Annotated in this window: 18 protein-coding genes; 10 read left to right on the top strand and 8 right to left on the bottom strand. The window is 44.7% G+C overall.

The window, feature by feature from the left end:
* Positions 1–94 precede the first annotated feature (94 nt).
* On the top strand, positions 95–886 hold the full coding sequence (locus tag ACUJFL_RS10640; RefSeq protein ID WP_445427445.1) for a hypothetical protein: 792 nt from the start codon (positions 95–97) through the stop codon (positions 884–886).
* Positions 887–1,288: 402 nt separating this feature from the next.
* Here ACUJFL_RS10640 and ACUJFL_RS10635 read toward each other — a convergent pair whose 3' ends face one another.
* The 6 genes from ACUJFL_RS10635 to ACUJFL_RS10610 form a co-directional block, all read right to left on the bottom strand.
* Positions 1,289–2,218, bottom strand: a complete 930-nt coding sequence (locus tag ACUJFL_RS10635) for a diguanylate cyclase (RefSeq protein WP_445427444.1) — start codon at positions 2,216–2,218, stop codon at positions 1,289–1,291.
* A gap of 5 nt (positions 2,219–2,223) precedes the next feature.
* Positions 2,224–6,030, bottom strand: coding sequence for a CHASE domain-containing protein (locus ACUJFL_RS10630; RefSeq protein WP_445427443.1), 3,807 nt, complete (start codon positions 6,028–6,030; stop codon positions 2,224–2,226).
* A 1,094-nt stretch (positions 6,031–7,124) separates the two neighbouring features.
* Positions 7,125–7,274, bottom strand: a complete 150-nt coding sequence (locus tag ACUJFL_RS10625) for a hypothetical protein (RefSeq protein ID WP_445427442.1) — start codon at positions 7,272–7,274, stop codon at positions 7,125–7,127.
* Between the two features lie 66 nt (positions 7,275–7,340).
* Positions 7,341–7,637: a hypothetical protein gene (locus tag ACUJFL_RS10620; protein WP_445427441.1), complete on the bottom strand. Its 297-nt coding sequence runs from the start codon at positions 7,635–7,637 to the stop codon at positions 7,341–7,343.
* A 14-nt stretch (positions 7,638–7,651) separates the two neighbouring features.
* Positions 7,652–8,845, bottom strand: a complete 1,194-nt coding sequence (locus tag ACUJFL_RS10615) for an Arm DNA-binding domain-containing protein (RefSeq protein ID WP_445427440.1) — start codon at positions 8,843–8,845, stop codon at positions 7,652–7,654.
* Positions 8,838–9,077, bottom strand: a complete 240-nt coding sequence (locus ACUJFL_RS10610; protein ID WP_445427439.1) for a hypothetical protein — start codon at positions 9,075–9,077, stop codon at positions 8,838–8,840. The genes ACUJFL_RS10615 and ACUJFL_RS10610 overlap by 8 nt, the downstream gene beginning before the upstream one ends.
* Positions 9,078–9,378: 301 nt before the next feature.
* Here ACUJFL_RS10610 and ACUJFL_RS10605 point away from each other — a divergent pair, with 301 nt between their 5' ends.
* Positions 9,379–9,633, top strand: a complete 255-nt coding sequence (locus ACUJFL_RS10605) for a helix-turn-helix domain-containing protein (RefSeq protein WP_445427438.1) — start codon at positions 9,379–9,381, stop codon at positions 9,631–9,633.
* Between the two features lie 338 nt (positions 9,634–9,971).
* Here ACUJFL_RS10605 and ACUJFL_RS10600 read toward each other — a convergent pair whose 3' ends face one another.
* Positions 9,972–10,214, bottom strand: coding sequence for a hypothetical protein (locus ACUJFL_RS10600; RefSeq protein WP_445427437.1), 243 nt, complete (start codon positions 10,212–10,214; stop codon positions 9,972–9,974).
* Positions 10,215–10,232: 18 nt separating this feature from the next.
* Here ACUJFL_RS10600 and ACUJFL_RS10595 point away from each other — a divergent pair, with 18 nt between their 5' ends.
* Positions 10,233–10,805 (top strand): hypothetical protein, encoded by a 573-nt coding sequence (locus tag ACUJFL_RS10595; protein ID WP_445427436.1) that lies wholly within the window; start codon positions 10,233–10,235, stop codon positions 10,803–10,805.
* Between the two features lie 51 nt (positions 10,806–10,856).
* Here ACUJFL_RS10595 and ACUJFL_RS10590 read toward each other — a convergent pair whose 3' ends face one another.
* A complete protein-coding gene (locus ACUJFL_RS10590) occupies positions 10,857–11,753 on the bottom strand; it encodes a helix-turn-helix transcriptional regulator (RefSeq protein ID WP_445427435.1) in 897 nt (298 codons plus the stop codon).
* 357 nt (positions 11,754–12,110) lie between these two features.
* Between ACUJFL_RS10590 and ACUJFL_RS10585 the strand changes: the two genes are divergently transcribed.
* The 7 genes from ACUJFL_RS10585 to brxC all read left to right on the top strand — a co-directional run bounded on the left by ACUJFL_RS10585 (position 12,111) and on the right by brxC (position 20,180).
* The gene (locus tag ACUJFL_RS10585) at positions 12,111–12,389 is read left to right on the top strand and encodes a hypothetical protein (RefSeq protein ID WP_445427434.1); all 279 of its coding nucleotides are present in this window, start codon (positions 12,111–12,113) and stop codon (positions 12,387–12,389) included.
* 160 nt (positions 12,390–12,549) lie between these two features.
* Entirely contained in the window at positions 12,550–13,245 is a 696-nt protein-coding gene (locus tag ACUJFL_RS10580; RefSeq protein ID WP_445427433.1) for an SIR2 family NAD-dependent protein deacylase, read from the top strand.
* 96 nt (positions 13,246–13,341) lie between these two features.
* On the top strand, positions 13,342–13,905 hold the full coding sequence (locus ACUJFL_RS10575) for a GTP-binding protein (protein WP_445427432.1): 564 nt from the start codon (positions 13,342–13,344) through the stop codon (positions 13,903–13,905).
* Positions 13,906–13,926: 21 nt separating this feature from the next.
* Entirely contained in the window at positions 13,927–15,021 is a 1,095-nt protein-coding gene (locus ACUJFL_RS10570) for a hypothetical protein (protein ID WP_445427431.1), read from the top strand.
* Between the two features lie 326 nt (positions 15,022–15,347).
* A complete protein-coding gene (locus ACUJFL_RS10565) occupies positions 15,348–15,941 on the top strand; it encodes a DUF1819 family protein (protein WP_445427430.1) in 594 nt (197 codons plus the stop codon).
* Complete coding sequence (locus ACUJFL_RS10560) at positions 15,942–16,517, top strand: DUF1788 domain-containing protein (protein WP_445427429.1); 576 nt, start codon at positions 15,942–15,944, stop codon at positions 16,515–16,517.
* A 24-nt stretch (positions 16,518–16,541) separates the two neighbouring features.
* The gene (brxC, locus tag ACUJFL_RS10555) at positions 16,542–20,180 is read left to right on the top strand and encodes a BREX system P-loop protein BrxC (RefSeq protein WP_445427428.1); all 3,639 of its coding nucleotides are present in this window, start codon (positions 16,542–16,544) and stop codon (positions 20,178–20,180) included.
* The last annotated feature ends 11 nt before the right edge of the window (positions 20,181–20,191 follow it).

Raw genomic sequence — 20,191 nt, 5'->3', positions numbered from 1 at the left:
GCACAGACCCCTGTTTTTAGGTAGGTCTGTGAAAACATGACTAATACATATTGGTTTAAAATGAGGGGGTAAAGAACATTAACGGAGAATAAACATGAGCAAAATTCTAATTGGTACAGCATCTTTTTATCCCGGAACAGGTAATAAATACTTAGTTTCAGGGTATAGGCGGTCAATTATAGAATTAGAGAAGAAAGTTGAGCTTGTTAAGGTTGCGTTAAGAAATTTTAGTTTTAATAAGTTTAAGGTGGTTTTTGAGAGCTATTTAAATTCTGATTCATTTTCAATAGATTGTTTTTTGTTGATAAGTGAGGGTGTTTTAGGTGAAATGGATTTAAAAAATGATGGCAATGACATTGTTGATGCATTAAAAAAACACGTTAAATGTGCCATCGATAGTGCGACTGTTGCTGTTAAAGATTTAGAGCGGACTATTATTGAATCACCTGGTGATCATGCTGAAATCAACTCAAAAATTGAAAACCTGCCAGATTTAGTCTCTGTAATTAATAAAAAGCGCGTTGAAGGCTCACTGGAAATTTTCGGTGAAAGTTATGATGTCCCCGTTATTAACAATGCGATTTTCAATAAAGAAATTTTAACTTCATCACATGTTGAGCTCAATGGTATGGCGAATTTTGAAACATTTCATATTATTCCTCCTGGGTTGTATGCCGTTACAATGAAATTTAAATTATTGAATAGCAATGCGTATGTTTCAAAAAAATGCTTTGTTGATAAATCGCTTTTGTTCAAAATTATTAATGAGAGCGAAAAGCATAGAAACTCTATGGGAAACTATACTCTGGAGTTTGATAAGTTTAAAAACATCTACACTCTGAAGTCATTTGAATTTGTTCAAATTGAGATAGATTTTGATTTTTAATCAACATAATCAATTCATATTGACAAGTTGTTCACCCACGGTGCGACTTCTTTATTCGGCAATGGCTTTAGCCTACGGCGCAGGGTATGGCTCCTGGTAACCAATAATAAAGGCCGGAGCCGCATCAAAGAAGCTTACCGAAGTAGGGCTAAAAACGAGTGAGTGATTGACTGGATTGTGCCAGAAGCGGATATTACAATGTGCAGGTATTAAAGTCCGCTATTAGTCGTTAGCAGAACGTTAGTGTAAGGGCGATGAGCAGCGCAGCGGGTTATGGTCCCAGTATTCGGTGTAAATTATCTTGGCCGGTTTCAATATTATGCTGTAAAAATCATGGTAACAACAGAGTTTAAAATTAATCACTCATAGATAGTAATTTTTTGGTAATAGGTTTGCCAGACCTCACGCTAGTACAACCGAATAGGTATTACGACCACGTTGTTTACTTAAATACAGCTGCTGGTCTGCCAGTTCTATAATATTACTATCGTAGCCTTTCGCTTCATCGGCGACGGCAATGCCAACACTGATGCTCAGTTTAGTGGCGGGAGTTTGGGGGTGTGCGATATCTAATTCCAATACATGATGCAGCATCTTTTTTGCCACGCTTACTGCGCCATTTATATCGGTATCGGCTAGCAACACTACAAATTCTTCACCTCCATAGCGGGCGACCATGTCAGCCTGTCGCCCGCTATGCTTTAGGGCACTGGCCACTTTACGTAAAGCATCATCTCCTGCTAAGTGGCCAAACGTATCGTTATATTTCTTAAAGTAGTCGATATCAATCATCAATACTGCAAGAGGACTCTGTTTACGTCTATGTTGGGCAAGTTGGATTGATAAAACGTTATCAAAATAGCGGCGGTTATAAATACCGGTTAACCCATCCAGATAAGCGAGAGAACGCAGTAAGTCAGCTTGTCTTTTCAGGGTTAAGTGAGCCTTTACCCGGTTACGTAATGTATTTGTATTAAATGGCTTTTGAATAAAATCGACGCCACCTGCATCCCAGCAGGCATCTTCATCCGTTTGATGCTGCAAGCCTGTGACGAATATGACCGGGATATCTGCCAGTTGTTTATCGGCTTTTAATTGCCTGCATGTTTCTAATCCATCCTGCTCAGGCATTACTACATCTAACAAAATGAGATCAGGCCGACTGTCGTGGCAAACTTTTATTGCCTGTTTGCCGCTTGTGGCCATCAGAATATTGTACTCGTTGCCTAAAACCTGAAAGACAATCTGAATATTAATAGGTTGATCATCGACAACTAAAATGGTTGCAGGGAATTGGCTGATAGCCACATTTGGTATAGTGTCAGCTGACATATAAACTACTCTTTGAATTGACTTAACATTTTATGAACTATCACGACTGCTTGCTCAAAAGCCAAGTTGACTAGAGCCTCTTCAAGCTCTTTATTTAGTTCAGGTGTTTGAGCCTGCAGTGACGGTGCCAATTGCTGATAAAGTGGCAACGCTGCCATGTTGGCAAGATTGAGATGTTGCTTTAGCGTCATTAACTGAGCTGCCTGTTCCGTCCGGCTAACAGGGGCTTGTGCGGTAGCTATTTGCTGTTCCACTTGTAATAATTTCACCAAGTCTGTAGCGGTGTTAAGAGTTAACTTCAGTATATCCAGAACGTTGTTATCTACCTGATAACCGTCATCACTGTGCTCACGCAGCTCATCTTCCAAGCGGGCAGTAAGCTTTGCCAGATTGCTAAAGCCAAGTGTGCCTGCAGCACCTTTTAAACTATGAAACAACAATCGTGCATTACGACGGGTAAGTGTTTTATCCTCTAGTTGTTGTAATGCTTGCCTAAGGTCCTGCTCAAATTGCTTTAATACATTGACATAAATCGTCAGGGAATAACCAAGGCGCTGAACAGCAGCTTCGAGTTCAATATGATGCTGCTGGCAGAACGCTAACGCTGCCTGATCAAAATTAAGGTTTGATTTATTAACTTGTTTGACGTGAGGTGCTTTTTCTGTTTTGTGATGGCTGAGAATTTTGGTCGTCAACTCGTTAAGATCAAAGGGTTTTGCGATGTGGTCTTGCATACCTGCTGCCAGGCAAGCGGCTATATCATCAGACATGACGTGCGCTGTCATAGCAATAATCGGCAGCAACTGATGTCTAGGTAGCTTTCTAATCTCACGAGTGGTTTGATAGCCATCCATTCCCGGCATTTGTATGTCCATCAGTACCATATCAAAGTGCTCTGCCGTACTTTCCAGCATCTCTAACGCTTCCTCACCGCTGCTAGCAATTTTGATGGTCGCCCCTAGTTGCTGCAGTAACTCACTGGCAACCAGCTGGTTCGTCAAATTATCTTCTACCAGCAGTAAGGATATTCCCTGCAATGGCAGCTCGTGCGGGAGGGGGGAGGTCGGGAGCGACAGGTCGAGATCGCCAAAAACAACACTCTCTACTGCCTGTAACATCATATTTTTTGTAACAGGTTTAATTAAAAATCCATCCAGATAGCGCTCATAATCGTTATTGTGCTCATGGAGCAGTTCTTTTCCATGAGCGGTAATCATTACAATCAGTGAAACCACGCTACTATGCAATTCCCGTAGCTCGCGAGCAAAGGTTAGGCCATCTATACCCGGCATACGCCAGTCTACGAAAACGACATCATAGCGAGTACTATCGTGGTGGGCTTGCTTGACTAATAGTGACGCCTCTTGCGCATCGGACGCAATCTTTGCCTGCCATCCCAACGAGACCGCAATACCTTGTAAAATTATTCGCGCACTGTCGTTGTCATCGACAATCAACACGCTCAACTTTTCATTACTACGAGTAAACGTTTGAGAGTTTTGGATCGCCCTCTTCTCCGCATTGCGTACGACGACGTTAAAGCTAAAGGTACTTCCACAACCAAATTCACTCTCTACGCCGATTTCACCACCCATCAAATTCACCAAGCGCTTACTGATGGCTAAACCTAAACCTGTCCCGCCATAGCGACGACTTATTGAAGAATCTGCTTGTTGAAAACCGGAAAAAAGAGCGTTCTGTTGCTCCAGCGTGATACCGATCCCAGTATCTTTAATACTGAAAGACAAGTTAATCTCGCCCTCTGGCAGTGATTGAGACCTAATTGAGATGAGTATTTCACCCTTATCAGTAAATTTTATGGCATTGCCGACCAGATTTATTAGGACTTGTTTAATACGGAAACTATCACCTAACAAATGCTCAGGCACATCCTCTGTGACATCGTATAGCACTTCCAATCCTTTTTGCTCTGCGCTAGATGAAAAAACAAGGCCGATATCCTGCAGCAAATCCGTCAAACTAAATGGATGCGGGTCTAGCTCCAACTTACCGGCTTCAATTTTTGAGAAATCCAGAATATCATTTAACAAGGTAAGCAAAGACTTAGCTGCACTATAGGCTTTTTCTATATAGTCGGCCTGGCGTTGATCCAGCGTGCTGTTGGCTACCAATTGTAATAATCCCAGAACTCCATTCATCGGCGTGCGGATCTCGTGGCTCATATTTGCCAAAAACTCAGATTTTGCTTTATTAGCAGACTCAGCTTGTTCTTTTGCTTGTGCCAGTTCCGCTTCGTATTTAAGTTGTTTAGTTAAATCAAACGCGATAGCAAGAAAGCCTGCTAGCTGACCTTGCTCATCTTTTAGTGCACTGACATTTAGTTTTACTTGCACCTGTTCACCGGTTTTTGTCAGGTAGGTCCAGCGCGCATTATCCGTTTGCCCCAGACGCGCTTTCGCTACAAAGGTTTCAAAACCGACCGCGATGTTGCTACCGAGCTCAGTGGTCAGCTTAGCGGCATGGTGCTCCACTTCTGCGGGCAGATGAAAAATAGACGGGGTTTGTTGGAAAAGGACCTCCTCTGCGCGATAGCCTAAGAGTTTTTCTGCTGCTGGATTAAAGGCCGTAATAATGCCTTCTTCATCGGTAGCGATAATGGCGTAGCCCGCGCTGCTAAGAATACTGCGCTGCAAGATATTAACACGTGAAATCTCCGCCGTTCGCAGTGCGACCTGCTGTTCAAGCTCAGCATTCGCTTTTAGTAAAGTTTGCTCTGCAATACTTGCCAGCTCCTGCTTATGACGGATTAACTGACTTCTGCGCATTAACATAAGTTGCAGTAGATACACGCCAAAGGCCAGGATGGTACTGACTGCCATTACTTCAAAAAATAAGCTGGTGCCAGAGCGCAGTTGCAGTTCATTAATAAAGCGATTGGTTGGCGTAAGCGACAGCTGCCATTGGCGGCCAAATACAGAGAGATTTAATTTATGTTGTAGAGCAGCGTCGTAAGTGTCTTTCACTTCTTGGCTGAAGAACTCGATTGGCGTTTGTTCGGTAATGTCACTGATTTGCAGAAAGACATCGTTTTCCAGACCTGCAACTGATTTAAGGACTTCGTTAATCAGGATTGGGGCGTAACTCCAGCCAAATAAATGTTCAAGCCGTTGCCGACTATCTTGTGGCACGGTTGTTGTTTTATATACCGGCATTAATATTAAAAAACCCTGTTGAGCTCGCTCATTTGCTTGTACTAAGGTAATGGGCGCTGTTAACCTCACATCGTTATTGAACGCCGCATCTAATGCTGCCTTGCGGCGCATTGCTTCGGAACCAATATCAAGCCCCACGGCCTCTCGGTTATTTTGCTCAGGTTCAATATAGGTGATCACAAAAAGGCTATCTTGGTGTGGCGTAAGCTGCCTGATTTGGAAGTTGTAGCTTGGTCGCTCGGCAGCCATCCGGTCTAGAAATGCCGCAGTTTGGTTTGGTTCAACTTTGATGATTAAACCAAAACCACGAGCCCCTGGAAACTCCCTTTTATAGTCTCGCACTTGCGTATAGGCCTGCATATCGTTGTAATCAAAATGCTCAGGGGATAGCGACATTACTGCACCACGGGTGCCGCGCAAACCATATTGATACAGCGTGACCTTTTCCTGAACCCCTTCTGCAATTAGATTTAACCTGACAGTAACCGCATCACTAATTCGCTTTGCTTGGGTTTGTTGTTGCTGATCTACCATGGATGTTGCCACAAAGTAGCCAATAACTAATAACCCTAACGGTAGCCATAATGACATTAACCAACTGCGTAATGAAAATTTGGGAACAGAGATAAGTGACTTCATTTAATGCTCAGGAGGCTCCGATTGATATAAAAAGGGTAGGGCCGATAATTTAGATGGAAAACCAAAATCAAATTCAGAAACAATCCAGCAACTGATTTGCCTGTAGGACTCGCTCATTATGAAACAGTCGCACCAGCGCGCCGTGTTTTTAAAACAAGTTGAGCCAACCAGTAAATTAGAAACTTATTAAAAATATCACTCTAAGCTCAAAAAGCAAAACTTTCAAATTGCATTGAGCTTATGTCGATATGAATAGTCATATTTAATCTACAGAGCAAGGACAAATTAGCGCCCCCTAACATTGTCAATCCAACTTAATTGCGTGATCTACGGAAATCAATAGAAGCAGATCGCTTTGAAGATGATTGTTGTAGTAAAAAGTTAGCTTGCCTTACTGAGAAGCACGATCCGAGTGACAATCAACTCGACGAATGGATGCTGGACACTGTGGTTGAGACACATGCCATTTTGCGGTTAAAAGTCCGTCCAACTTCAGGCGTTAATGTCCGCTCTATCAAGCAAAGCATACTTTCGCATGAGTACTATGATGCGGAGAGAAATTTCTGCTTTTCGCTCAAAGCAGTCAAATCAGGCCATATCTCCAAACTTCATCTCTTGAAGAACAGTTAACAGCTCTCTGCGATTTTCCTCAGTGAAAAGTAGGTCTCGGGGGCATTGACCATCTAGCCTCGGGATTGGCGTATCAAGCAATTCATCTAACTGAGCTTTATTATTATTAAAGAAAATGTTTAGCTCATGCTCGATTTGCACTTCTGAACAATTAACATTTTTATGCATGTACTTGCCTTAAAAGGGTTTTGATGTGATGTGTCACACTTAAATGTTTATAATCGCAATTCGATCTATGCAAGTTCGTTAAAGATCCAACTCTCTTAGCTGTATTTGGCTTCCGGGAAGCCTTTTTATCCCGCTCACGGGCTGGGGGAGCGTTGCTCCGGCATTGCTACCCCAGTTTCCTGGTCCCGGTCTGTAGCAACAACTTTAATTTATATCAGCAATAACGAGAGTGCAGCAAGCAACATAAGGCCGAAATATTCATAACCTAAAAAATGTGTAGCATGGATAGGACGACATCATTCGTTTTTATCTGGTTGTTGTTGCTGTTTTTCCTGCTTGGCTTTTTCTCTTTTTTCCAGCTCAAATGCCCGAAAAAGCCGTATCATCATATAGATAAAGGATGCAGCGATTGTTAGCAGCATTGCAATCTCATAATTGTTAAGCATATTGCTTTCCTTGCGTATGGATAGGGTTATGTAGCCGCCACATGTGATGCGGCGGCTAATTTTGCATTAATTATAGATGTCGTCTGCTTGCGCAAGCAGCGCTTTGCGCAAATCATTCGACAGTGTTCTGGCATCATCCTGGCGCATACAGCTAGGGCAGCAGAGTTTATCCGTGACCCATGACTTTACTGCGGCTTCATTGTTGCGATCGCCGTCCTTGCCGATAAGTAATACTAACCCGACGTCGAAGCGGTTAATTTTTAAAAGGTAGATCAGAGAGTGCGTCATTTTATTGATTTTCTCTGCAAGTTCTTTTTCCGCTTTATGAGCCCGGTAGGCTGGGGTATTTTCAATTTTTAACATGTTGGTATCCTCGATTACAGGGCTGCACCTAAGGTTGACGTTAATAACTGTTCAAACGCTGAGCCGTCATTGCGTGTCAGGTTGGGCACAAAACGCGAATAGGTTTTAAACAGCATTTCTGTGGTTGAATGGCCCATTTGCCGGGCAATCCATTCTGGCGATTCACCAGCGGCTAACCACAGAGTGGCTGCCGTATGGCGGGTTTGGTAGGGGCGGCGCTTTTCAAGCCCCAGGCGTAACAGCATCGGATACCAGACGCGCTTGGTGACATTGTTATGTTCAAGCGGTTTGCCTTCACGATTACAAAACACGTATTCAGAAAAATTACTGGTAGCTCGGTATTGACGACGCAGTGCCTCCATTACCGGACCAATCATTTTGATATCCCGCTGAGAAAAGTCGTTTTTGGTGTAATCATCTTCACCGGCGACGATGGTTTCCCTTACCAGGATGAGACCACGATTAAAGTCGACATAACGCCATTTCAGGCCATCGACTTCACCCGTGCGCATCCCGGTAAAAAAGCGGACGATATAATAGTTGCGATAGTCAGAGCGGCACTTCTCCAGGATAAGATTCACTTCATCCAACGAGAATGGCTGCACGTCACTCTTGGGTACCTTTAGCGGTTTAATGCGCGTAAAAGGCGTGTTAAAGTTATAGCGGTCGGCGGCTTCATCAAAAATCCGCCTTAACGGATCCATGATTTTGTTAATACGATTATTCGATAACGCTTCTTTATTGCTCCGGCCTGGGACTTTCGCGAGTGTAGACCGGAATTTCAATAAATCAGCACGGGTGATGTCGCCGACAGTTTGCGCACCAAATGCAGGCAGATAGTATTTATCAACTGAGCCACGAATACTGATGCGGTATGACTGGCGCCACTGGATCACGTTTTCCTGATACCACTCTTCCACAAATTCAGCAAAAAGCGGGATGCGGGTTGCAGTAATTGCAGCTTGAGCAACCAGTGCTTCAGTATCGAGCTCAGCCAAAGTACTCAGGTAACTGCTATTAGGAAAATGCTTCGCATAATTAAAGGTACCGGTTTGAATTTCGGCCTCAATTTGTTGCAGGTGTTTTTCCAGTTTTTTACGGTTACCTTTATTATCAAGTAACGTGGTTTGCTCGCGGCAACGACGCCCCTGATACATAAAATCGTAGTAGAGGCGGGCGGTTTCCCGGCGGACTGAAATCTTACCCATTAGCCACCTCCGGATACTCCACCATCATTCCGATACTGTCATGGGTAGAACTTAACCAATCGGCTTCAATGGCTTCCCAGATAAACAGCAGCTTGCGCCGTCCAAAAGGCCGGATATAGTGACGCCCCTCAATCAGGTAGGAATCCAGCAGCGTGTTACGGATAGAGCAAACATCGTAGTGAATGCGCTCTGCTAATTGCTCGGTTGTTAAATAAGTACGTGTTGCACTCATTGTGTTTTCCTCTTGTTAGGTACCGCACCCTCGCGATACTGATTTCACGTTACCGCGCTTTTTATTTCTCGCCACAAACCTCGCAGCTGAGGCAAACCGATAAAAAGACCGCACTAACGCCATGTGCAGTGACGACTTATCGCCACCTGTGATGAGGCTAACCGAGATACAAATTGACGCCACAAAGCTGGAATAGGTACAAATTCAGAAAGGAAAGCGGGGGAAGTGGTTTCAGATCGTTTTGTTGCGCGATTGCGATCCTGCGATAGTCTGCTCAGGAATCATTCAGAGGAGAGAAAGTATGTTGCGTTACAAAGTGCGTGAACTGTTGGCTGAGAAGTGTTTTGTTGAAAACCGTCGGGTGACGTTTAAAGAGTTAAGTGAAGAGAGTGGCATTAGCCGGCAAACGCTTACCCGTATGGTCAATCAGCGCGGTTATGTTACTGGCACCGATACTCTGGATAAGCTATGTGAGTACTTTAACTGTGGGATAGGTGAGGTGGTGGAGTTTGTGCCAAATAGCATGATAGATAACACCATCCTCCCTGCGAAATAAACCCTGGTATTGTGATAATGCCACTGCACGGGTCAATAAACGCCAGGAAGTGGCATAACTGTCTGGCTGAGTATCCACATAGCTAAGAACACCAATTGAACCACCCCTAGCATGGCCATTTTTATGAATAACATGCTAGATTTATTATATGTTCTCAGATGGAGTAAAAAATATGCAGATTTACGGCATTGTGGCTTTAATTGTCGGTTTTACCGCAATCGGTTTTACCCTATATATGGCGTTACGCGTTGCTAAAAAAAGAGACCTTCGCGAAAAACTTAAAGTCTGACTATCAATACAAGTTGCCAACAGCTAATCCGCTGCAATCAAGCCTTACTTTAGCTTTTATTGTTATCAGATACCTGATGACATGCTAAGCGATAGGTAACCCATAAGATTACGCCGGCCATGATAAGCATAAAAACGCCGATACTAATTAATATTCCAACCATCGTTATTACTCTTTTTTGTTCAGTTTTCATCAAAAACCAAACTGCGGTTTCGGCAACAGAAGCATTACCAGTCAACGCTGCTAGTTTTGTAGCGTGAATTATTTTCTGTGTTGATATGGCCTGGTTCATTTAACCAAAGGAGGCCTTATGAACATTCCATTGATGAAACTTGATAACCAAACCTTGCTTGACCTGTCTGATTATAGCCATTCGCTGGAAATGGAAAACCTGAGTATTCACCTGTATCTCGAATATAAAGGTGCGAGAACCGGTGTGATTGGTGGGGATGATCCTTTTGAAGAGCCGATTTGTGGCATCAGCCCCAAGGGATTTGCGCTATTAATGTTGGCCAGTTTAAATATCTGCTTTCGACCTGCGGCAGGCCACCCAAACAGGGAAGTGATGCTGGCCGTTCCTGTCTCGTTTGGCACGTTTCATGTCTATAGCATGTTACCCGGCTGCTGGACAAAGCCGACTGCGGGCAGCCGCTATTTGGGTTTTACCATGATCTTTAATCAACATCACCGAGACTTGGCGTCAATTATTCAGGCGGAATACCCAAACGTATTGGTACTCCCCGAGCCTGAATGTGAGCAGTTAGTGCTGGCCAGTTATTTCACCATTGATGAAGAGGTGTATCTGGCAGATCTCTGTGATGAGGTGTATGGTCAAATTCAGCAATTTAGCGAGATAGATAAGCGGTTATCTTCGTTAGATTAACGCTTTGATGTTGTAGACCAATGGCCACGGGTATCGCCTGTGGTCATTTTTTTAAAACGCATGCCGTTTCACTTCTTCCAGATTCGCCACCATGATCTGCTGCGCTTCAGGACGCGCTTCAATTTTAGCTAAATCCAGGTTAAGAGCCTGCACCGCATAAGGTACCAGTGCTGAGCGTACTGAAAATACTCGCTTGCCGCTTTGCATATTGTAATCTTCGGCAATAATGGCTTTTTGATAGTCCGTTAACCGGGAATCGGGCACCAGCACAATGTCGATGCTGGTGTTCCAGCGTTCATCTTGCGCTTTGGTTATCTCAGCATCACCTTCAATGCCATTTATGCCGCGAAAACGGCTTAACACAAAATCGCGGAAATCACGGTTTTTCTCACAATAGGCCCGCACATGCCAGCGCAGCGGTGTGCAGACAAGGGTGTGCGGCGCAATTATACGGCTTTCTTCATCGGGACTGGTGAGCGACACATAACCCATATCAATCTTTTTGCCATCACGCGCCGCCTGCACCAGCGCACGCAGAATATCCGGGTTTACCTGGCGTAGTGGTGGCGTCAGCATTTCAGTATGAGCAAAGCCCAAATCAAGCTGGCTAAAGGTATGAGCAAAATCTTTGGTACTGGCCAGCGCATGCAAGTACTCATCGGCCAGACCGCTGGTGACTTTTGGGGTAAAACTGGCAGCAGGTTTGTAGCCCTTTAATTTGCCATCATAAACCAGATTGCCCGGCGCAATATCCCGCAAATAGGCATTAATGTCTTTGGAGGCTTGCTGGCGCGCAATACCAAAGCTGTTGCACAAATGTTTAGTGGTTAAACGGCCTTCCCATAGCGCGACGATTTCAATCAGCCGGTAACGCATTAACAGCTCCCAGCGCAGTGGCCAACCGCTGTCATCCAGGCAGTTTGGTAACTCAGTTTTCAGGTTATGCATCCCAGCTCCTGTCAAATATGTCTGTTTACCAGACAGTCAACCAGCTTTATCAAGGCATCTATCTTAACCAGAGCGAACAGGAAATGCACTGTACTTGGCAAGCTATAACCTGATAATAAAAATGGTCTGCCTGAAAAACATACACTGAACACTTACACAGTGTGGTGCTATTTTGGTAACAGCGTATTCTGTAGCAACAGGACGTAATGTGCTGCCGCAGATAACACTTCTGAAGTTTATTGCAGTTGACAGAGGATTAGGTGCTGGATGCACCAACACGGATCAGGACAGGCATGATGCCAATAATAGTACAGGTATGTTTTGGCAGGGATGCCAAACGCATCAAAGGGGGTGGCAATGAATATGCTGCAAAAGGATCTGTTTTTAATTACGCTCGAATCCCAATTTCGCGACATCTTTCAAACCAGCAAGGCCGGTAAAGATAATAGTGAACAGCGGCTGCGAGCGCAGGGCTTTATTCATGCTGGGGAACTGTTACATCTTTGCACCCGCAAACAGGTGCAGCAGTTAATGGAGCTGGTACACCTTGAGGTGTTTGGTATTCGTATTAGCGAGCGCCAACCTGCCGAGGCCAGACGTCGGCAACAGGCGTTACAGCTTGGAGATTATGATTAATTTGAGGAGCCGGCATTTATCCGATCACAGCGAGAGTAAGGCGCTGAAGCCAACAGTAGTCGCCAAAATGCGACTTATTTTGTCGTGGTAAGCGGTCAAACTGCGGTCAATCTTAAATCCATCGTCTGATATAGCTTTTACATTTAATCAGGAGAGTGCAGTGAGTCAGCAAGCAACCAAAATCGTGATTATCAGTGGCGCCGGCATTAGCGCCGAAAGTGGCCTGGCGACTTTTCGCGATCCTGATGGTTTATGGCAGCAATATGATCTGGAAGACTTAGCCACCCCGCAAGCTTTTGCGCGAAACCCTGCATTAGTGCATCGCTTTTATAATTCGCGGCGCATACAAGCAGCGAAAGCAGAGCCAAATGCGGCGCATTTAGCCATTGCCAAACTAGAGCAAGCCTTTAACGTGGTGGTGGTAACGCAAAATGTCGATGATTTGCACGAACGGGCAGGGTCGAGCAAGGTGTTGCATTTACATGGCAAGCTTAACGAAGCGCGCAGCAGCAAAAATCCAAACCTGATTGAAGTTATCGGCGAGCGCGAATTAAAAGTGGGGGAGCTCGCCTCAGATGGCACAGCGCTTCGACCTAATATTGTCTGGTTTGGTGAAGATGTACCAGCCATGCAGCCCGCCATCAAAGAGGTTGCCAGTGCCGATAAAATTCTGGTTGTCGGCACATCGCTGCAAGTTTACCCTGCCGCGTCATTGCTGTTCTATGCGCGCGACGATGCCGAAAAAGTGCTGATTAACCTAGAAGCCACCGATAATGATGCCGGGTATCAATTTATCAAAGGCAAAGCCGCTACCGAAGTGCCTAAGTTGGTGGGGAAGTGGTTAGGCTTATTGTAACTTAGTTTGATTTTCTCTAAAGTCTAGGTTGTTATCCTTCTTAGCTTGGATAAAAAAATCTAATTCGTTAGTATCTTATTTTTTAAAAGGATTTAAATGAAAGTTTATAAGATTTATGACGTCTGGATGGCGCTGCGAAAATCCGGAACTAACCTGTTTATTTTAAGTGCTGTAGCCATTTTTATCTGCTATCTGTTCGACTTACTGCAAGTTCTATCGGTAATTCTGGTTCTGATATTTATCCAAAGCGTCATTATTTATCGGGCCAATCATCTTTATGAAGTTGATCAGGTAAACCAAACCTTTGCCTTTCCCGCGAGTGACCTTGAAAACAGTATTCTGGCCATTATTCTTCTGCAGCCTTACTGGAATCTGATGCGACGTAAAACCGTATTACTTGCTGAAATTGAAAATTTGTACCTTGATACTCAGCGCTGGAGTACTAAGCAGCAAGTTGTTACCGGAACGACAGCTAAAGGAAAGACAAAATTCAAGCAGTCTGCTAAAAAGCATGTCAGGTACTGCCTGAATGTCGCCGGAACTTTTGGTTCAGCAAATCTCGACTTTTTGAGCCGTCAAAAGCGCGATGAGGTACGAAACGCGTTACAACAAAGTGTCAAAAACACCTCTATAGATAGCAAAGTATCAGAACTAGCTTAATTAAAATTAATAGGGATATTTATGAAGCTATTGCGTAATATATTGATAATTATTTTCTTTTTTGGTTCAGGGATCTTTTTGCTACCACTCGCTTTTGATTCGGCGAAATTTTTTATCTATCAACATGCCAATGAAGCCTTTGTCAGAGTGCATTTGCGTTTTGTACCTGATACAGAATTCAACAATAAATTAAAAATTGCCTTGGATGACGATGAAATCGACTTGGCTAACATTATTAGTGATATAGGGCATGGCCAAGGTGTCAAGTTTGATTCTGAGCTTATCCAGCGTCTGGCACAGGCAAACACTACCTGGGCAACGGTTTCCCGTAATACCCGTAAAGTTATGCACGGCGCGTCAACGGGCGAAGTTACCTCTGGTTATGCCTTGGCAGGTTCTGTGAGTTCAGACTTGCTTGGTATTAGCGATTTTCGTGAGCTATCAAAAGAGTTTGAAGCTTACCCTGATTACAACTCTTTTAATGTCGGTTTATCTATTATCGGTGTCGTTGGCACAGGTTTGACCCTTGCATCATGGATGAACGGAGGCTCTTCAGCTGCAGCAGGTGTGCCAATCCGTACAGGTGTTACGGCGATTAAGGGTGCTAAAAAGGCAGGTAAGCTATCTAGTAAACTCGAAAAATATGTTGCTGGACATCTCGATAACGTTGTTAACAAACCTGCGCTGGATGATTTAGCCGTTGTTGTAAAGAAGACTAATTTAGAGTCGTTCAGTAAGTCTCAGCTTGATGAGGTGACGGCTGCAGCCAAAAAAACAGTCAACGTTAAAGCCCTTGATCCTGTAGTTAATGGTATGAATGATTTGAGAACGATATTCCTCAACTCTGATGCTCTCGGGCTCACCAAAACCTTGCAATACGCAGATGATTTTAGCGATACCGCCAGACTCTCAAAGTTATCAAAAACCACCAAAACCAAATATGCTGGTTATATCACCCTAGCGCCCAAAATGGCGAAATCGATTTTTAAAGTTATGCGAATACTTTTTGAAGCCATCTTAACGTTGCTAGGTGCTTTGCTGTGGTTGCTCGGCATGCTTTGGTATGCCATTAAAATGCTTCGCTTCGTATTCAGGAGACCAAAGGTGGCCGCTTAATGCCAGCTAAGAAATAGAATGTTGTTTGTTATGAATGGGTAATGCATGAAAAACGTACACTGAATACATTATCAGTATAGAACCAGCCTCATAACATCACTACTATCTGACGTAGCCGAAATTAAGACGGCAGTGATAGGTAATGGCCATGGATAAGGCAAGCCTATTGATATATATAAAAGTTTAACTGATACTCGAGCTGGAATTAACAAACCCGCTGCCTGCTTAATTGCTGGGCAAACAAGTGCATAGCCGGGCCATATCCACAGTAATCGCAGCAATAAAGGTTATAATGCCCCAATCTCAAGCAAAATCGGTTAGCTGTAATGACATATAAAGACTATCTGGGCGATCTTATTGGTGGTGGTTTAATGATCCGTGAAAGTCAGTTGATAGCTGCCTTGTTACTGACCAAGCCAGATCAAGCGGCTTGGGATAATGCGATTACCAATCAGAATATCCTGCAAAAACGTTCAGATGCATCGGCTAAGCGTAATGCCGCTACTATCAAAAAGCGTCTGGCCACAGTGAATGATGTTTTTTTAGAAAAACTGGCATATGGTAACACCGAGCTTTCGACGCAACTGATATTTGCCGCCACCTTGATCAACTCGACAATTCTCGCTGACTTTATGCGCAGTGTTGTCTTGGATGCCCGGCGTTTATTCCGCAGCCAGCTTGATGCCAGCGACTGGGAACACTTTTGGCAGCAGCGCTGTCGTTTATTTCCGGAGCTTGCAACGTTAACCGAGAGCTCAACGTATAAAATTGCTCAGGTTGCAATAAAGTGTGTGGCGGATGCGGGCTATATCAACGACACCCGCCAAAAACACTTACAGAATGTTTATTTACAACCCGAAGTGCGGCAATTGCTGGCACAGTTAGGTCGGGAAGACATTATTAATGCCATGGAAGCGTAAATGAGTAGTATTAAAAACCTGCAAAAACGCCTGGATAAAATACTCGATAAACTGGAAAGCCAGGAATTTCTGCATAACCAGGGCTTGGGTAACGAAATCGGGTTTTATGTTTTCGACTATCCCGCTGAACATGAATTGGTGGTGCGTGAGCATCTGCAGCTGATTACCCAAAAATTACAGCAACGTGGCCGCAGCTTTGCCAGCATTAACCTGTTTAACTGCATTATCGAGTTGCTGCAGCAACGCAACCTGTTACAGCGGGCATTTCAACTACAGCAAGAACGAGGCGACGAAGCGTTATTTAATGCGCTAAAAGGTCCGCTGGAACAAAACCGCATGGCCGATTTTATCGCTGACAAGGCCAATCTCGAACAAAGCCAATTTATTTTATTGCATGGTTTAGGCAGTGCCTGGCCAATGATCCGCGGGCATGGTCTGCTGAACGCCTTGCATGCCAAAGTGGGTGCCGTACCCACCGTACTGTTTTACCCGGGCGAATACGATGGCACCATGCTCAAGCCGTTTGGCCGTATTGAATCGAATAACTATTACCGGGCGTTTAAATTAGTGCCTTAAAAGTATTAACAAGGAATCAGTCTGATGCTCATTAAACAACTGTTTACCAAGGACATTCACCGGCCAATCAACGGCGTGGTAAAAGCCGATCAAACCAATAATGCTACTGTCTTTGTTGAACTGGACGAGTATGTCGTTACCAAAGAGCTGGGCGAACATTTTGAAGCTTTTTTTGAAAGCTACATGCCATCGGTTACCGATCCAAAATCAAAAGCACAAACCGGTAAATTAGGTATTTGGGTCAGTGGTTTTTTTGGCTCAGGTAAATCGCACTTTATTAAAATCTTATCCTACCTGCTGCAAAACGTGACTGCCGAGCACCAGGGCGCAACCAAGCGCGCGCTGGATTTCTTCAAAGAAAAAATCAGTGACACCTTTTTACTGTCCGACATGCAACAGGCTGTTGCGAAAGAAAATACGGTTATTTTGTTTAATATCGATAGCCGCGCCAATACCGATGACAAAGAAGACGCCATTCTTAAGGTCTTTTTAAAAGTCTTTAATGAAACCATGGGTTACAGCGGTGATCACCCGCATATCGCGCACTTAGAGCGGGATCTGGCCAGCCGCGGCCTGTATGAAAAATTTAAACAAAGTTTTGCCGAGCGTACCGGCTCAACCTGGTTAGCTGAACGTGATGCCTATGATTTTTTCCGGGATGATATCGCCAGCGCCCTGAGTGATGTCACCGGGCAAACCGCCGAGTCTACCCGGCAATGGGTTGAACAGTTAGAAAGAAACTTTGCGCTGGATATCGCCAATTTCTGTAAGTGGGTTAAAGAATATCTGGATGAAAACCCGCAGCGGCGCTTACTGTTTTTCGTCGATGAGGTCGGGCAGTTTATCGGCAACAACACCCAGATGATGCTGAAACTTCAAACCATTACCGAAAATCTCGGTACCATTTGTGAAGGTCGTGCTTGGGTTATTGTGACATCGCAGGAAGATATCGATGCCGTGCTGGGGCAAATGAAAGCTAACAGTGGCGATTTCTCAAAAATCCAGGGCCGGTTTGAACGGTTATCGCTATCCAGCTCAAACACCAACGAAGTTATAGAAAAACGCTTACTGGAAAAAAACAGCGAAGCCCGTACCGAGCTTAGTAAACTCTACGATGCCAAAGGCGATATTCTGCGGAATCAGTTGTCATTTGACCAAACGACCACGGCAGAGCTTAGCAATTATCAGGATGTCAGCAGTTTTGTGCACAGCTATCCCTTTGTGCCATACCATTACACCCTGGTACAAAAAATCTTTGAAGCCATCCGTAAAGCAGGCGCTACCGGGTTACACCTGAGCCGTGGCGAACGATCGTTACTTGATGCCTTCCAAAGCGCAGCCAAGCAGGTGGGCGAAGCCGAAGTAGGGGTGTTGGTGCCACTTTACTTCTTCTACCCGGCAATCGAGAGCTTTTTAGATACCGCAGTAAAAAAAGATATTGATCAAGCCTCAGAAAAAGCCTCGATCAGCGAATTTACCGTCAATATCCTGAAAACGCTGTTCCTGATCCGCTATGTCGATGTGATTAAATCGACGCTGGATAACCTGGTAACACTGTGTATCACCGAAGTTGACCAGGATAAACTGGCACTGCGCCGGCAAATAGAACAAAGCCTGATCGTGTTGGAGCAAAACCTGCTGATTGCCCGCCAGGGCGATGAATATATTTTCCTCACTAATGAGGAAAAAGAAATTGAGAATGAAATCAAAAATACCGACACCGAAATCTCCGACGAGACCGCCGAGTTGGGTAACCTGATTTTTGATGAAATACTGCGCCGCAATAACAATTACCGCTACCCGGAAAATAAACAGGATTTCGCCATCAGCCGCTATTGTAATGGTATTCCGCGTGATGGCTCGACGGAGAATGATCTGGTAGTTAAGGTATTATCACCCATCGATCCGGCTTATAACGATTTTGACAAAAGCCGCTGCATGACTTTTTCAGCCGAGGGGAATGGCTGTATTCTGATTAAACTTGATGATAAAGCTAGATTATTCAATGAACTACGCATCTACATTAAAACTCGAAAATTCCTACGCGTTACCGCCGGCAACCGGCCAGAGCAAGAAAGACTGCTGCGCGATAAAGCCTCAGAAAATAACAGTCGTTACAAACGGCTCTGTACAGAAGTTGAGCAGCTGCTAAAAGACGCCGCTTATTTTGCGCTTGGCTCTGAGCTAAGTTTAAAAGGTAGTGTGGTAAGCAGCATGCTGGATGAGGCGTACCGCTACGTTATTGAAAATACCTTCGGTAAACTCAAGCTGGTAAAACCTTACAGCGGCGACATTAAGCGTGAAATTCAGAATGTACTGCTGGCAGATGATGTTGCCCAGGCCAATTTCGATTTTGCCGATGCAGCGGTTAATCCGCAGGCTTGTCTGGAAGTTGAAAAGCACATTGCGCTGAATGAAGATTATGGCCGGCCGCTCAGTGCCGACGACGTGGTAAAAACCTTTGCCAGGCGTCCTTACGGTTGGAATGACGACGAAATTATCCTGATCCTGGCCCGTCTGGCGCTGGCGAATAAAATCTGTTTTCAGCTGCGGCAACAAGACGTACCACTACGCCAGCTATACGACTACTTTATACAGGTACGTAAACGTGCTGAACTGCGGGTGCGCCGCATTAAGCAGCAAAGCGACGCCAACCTTAAGCGCGCTGCCAAACTCTTTCGCGAGCTATTTAGCGTCAACGCTACCGAAAATGAAAAAGCGCTGTTTGATGATGCGCAAAATCGCCTGCAACAATGGCTGAAAAAGCTGCAGCAATATCAGGCTAAAGCTTCGACCGGAAAATTCCCGGGGCTGACCGAAATTAACAACGGTATCACCTTGCTGGCGGGTTTACTGGAGGCTGTAAATAGTTTTCAGTTTATCGAGCGTTTTATCAGCGAAGAGGGCGCCTTACTGGATTTTGAAGAGGACTTTCAGGATCTGGAAAACTTCTATGAAAGCCAATTTCAAACCTGGCAAAAGCTGACTCAGGCACTTAATGTCCGTTTTGAGCGTAACCGCCTGGCCCTAATTAAAGAACCGCAAGCCAATGCCGCCTTAGAAAAGCTGCAAGCTATTTTTCAGCAAGCAAGGCCGTACCGGCAAATCCGCGAAATTGAGCCGCTGATAGAGCAGGTTAATCAGGTTATTACCACGCTGTTACAACAAAAACGCACTCATGCTGAAAGCCGTTTGGCACTGCGCATCGAGCGTATTACCGAGTTGCTGAATGCAGCACACGCCAGTGCCGAGCTGAAAAATCAGGCGCTGCGCCCCTTCCAGTTAGCGCTGCAACGGCTCAGCAGCAGTGAGAGCATTGCCGAAATTCATCAGGATATTACCGAGGCCGAAGAATGGGAGCATGACGCCGAACAACTGATTAACCGCTTTATTGAGCAGCAGGCCAAAGTCCAGCCGGCGCCGGTCGCTGCGCCCGCCAGTAAAAATCCGGCAGAAGCTTACGCCATTCCCAAAACGCCAGAGCGGGTACTGAATACTCCACCAGCCAAAAAAGTGGTGTCGATGCAAACCAGCAGTATTTTTAGCAAGGTCTGTCAAAGTGGCTATCTGGAAACCGAACAGGATATCGATGCCTGCTTAACTGCGCTGAAAAGTGAACTGCTCAGCCTGGTTAACACCAATCATAAAGTACGTATTAAATAAGCAGGATGCCA

Source organism: Alishewanella sp. HL-SH05, assembly GCF_052655985.1.
The sequence above is the reverse complement of the archived record's forward strand: the minus strand, read 5'-3'. Positions and strand labels throughout refer to the sequence as shown.

Excerpts from the sequence above, each read along its gene's own strand:
- ACUJFL_RS10640 (WP_445427445.1), top strand. The coding sequence starts at position 95 with ATGAGCAAAATTCTAATTGGTACAGCATCTTTTTATCCCGGAACAGGT.
- ACUJFL_RS10635 (WP_445427444.1), bottom strand. The coding sequence starts at position 2,218 with ATGTCAGCTGACACTATACCAAATGTGGCTATCAGCCAATTCCCTGCA.
- ACUJFL_RS10630 (WP_445427443.1), bottom strand. The coding sequence starts at position 6,030 with ATGAAGTCACTTATCTCTGTTCCCAAATTTTCATTACGCAGTTGGTTA.
- ACUJFL_RS10625 (WP_445427442.1), bottom strand. The coding sequence starts at position 7,274 with ATGCTTAACAATTATGAGATTGCAATGCTGCTAACAATCGCTGCATCC.
- ACUJFL_RS10620 (WP_445427441.1), bottom strand. The coding sequence starts at position 7,637 with ATGTTAAAAATTGAAAATACCCCAGCCTACCGGGCTCATAAAGCGGAA.
- ACUJFL_RS10615 (WP_445427440.1), bottom strand. The coding sequence starts at position 8,845 with ATGGGTAAGATTTCAGTCCGCCGGGAAACCGCCCGCCTCTACTACGAT.
- ACUJFL_RS10610 (WP_445427439.1), bottom strand. The coding sequence starts at position 9,077 with ATGAGTGCAACACGTACTTATTTAACAACCGAGCAATTAGCAGAGCGC.
- ACUJFL_RS10605 (WP_445427438.1), top strand. The coding sequence starts at position 9,379 with ATGTTGCGTTACAAAGTGCGTGAACTGTTGGCTGAGAAGTGTTTTGTT.
- ACUJFL_RS10600 (WP_445427437.1), bottom strand. The coding sequence starts at position 10,214 with ATGAACCAGGCCATATCAACACAGAAAATAATTCACGCTACAAAACTA.
- ACUJFL_RS10595 (WP_445427436.1), top strand. The coding sequence starts at position 10,233 with ATGAACATTCCATTGATGAAACTTGATAACCAAACCTTGCTTGACCTG.
- ACUJFL_RS10590 (WP_445427435.1), bottom strand. The coding sequence starts at position 11,753 with ATGCATAACCTGAAAACTGAGTTACCAAACTGCCTGGATGACAGCGGT.
- ACUJFL_RS10585 (WP_445427434.1), top strand. The coding sequence starts at position 12,111 with ATGAATATGCTGCAAAAGGATCTGTTTTTAATTACGCTCGAATCCCAA.
- ACUJFL_RS10575 (WP_445427432.1), top strand. The coding sequence starts at position 13,342 with ATGAAAGTTTATAAGATTTATGACGTCTGGATGGCGCTGCGAAAATCC.
- ACUJFL_RS10570 (WP_445427431.1), top strand. The coding sequence starts at position 13,927 with ATGAAGCTATTGCGTAATATATTGATAATTATTTTCTTTTTTGGTTCA.
- ACUJFL_RS10565 (WP_445427430.1), top strand. The coding sequence starts at position 15,348 with ATGACATATAAAGACTATCTGGGCGATCTTATTGGTGGTGGTTTAATG.
- ACUJFL_RS10560 (WP_445427429.1), top strand. The coding sequence starts at position 15,942 with ATGAGTAGTATTAAAAACCTGCAAAAACGCCTGGATAAAATACTCGAT.
- brxC (WP_445427428.1), top strand. The coding sequence starts at position 16,542 with ATGCTCATTAAACAACTGTTTACCAAGGACATTCACCGGCCAATCAAC.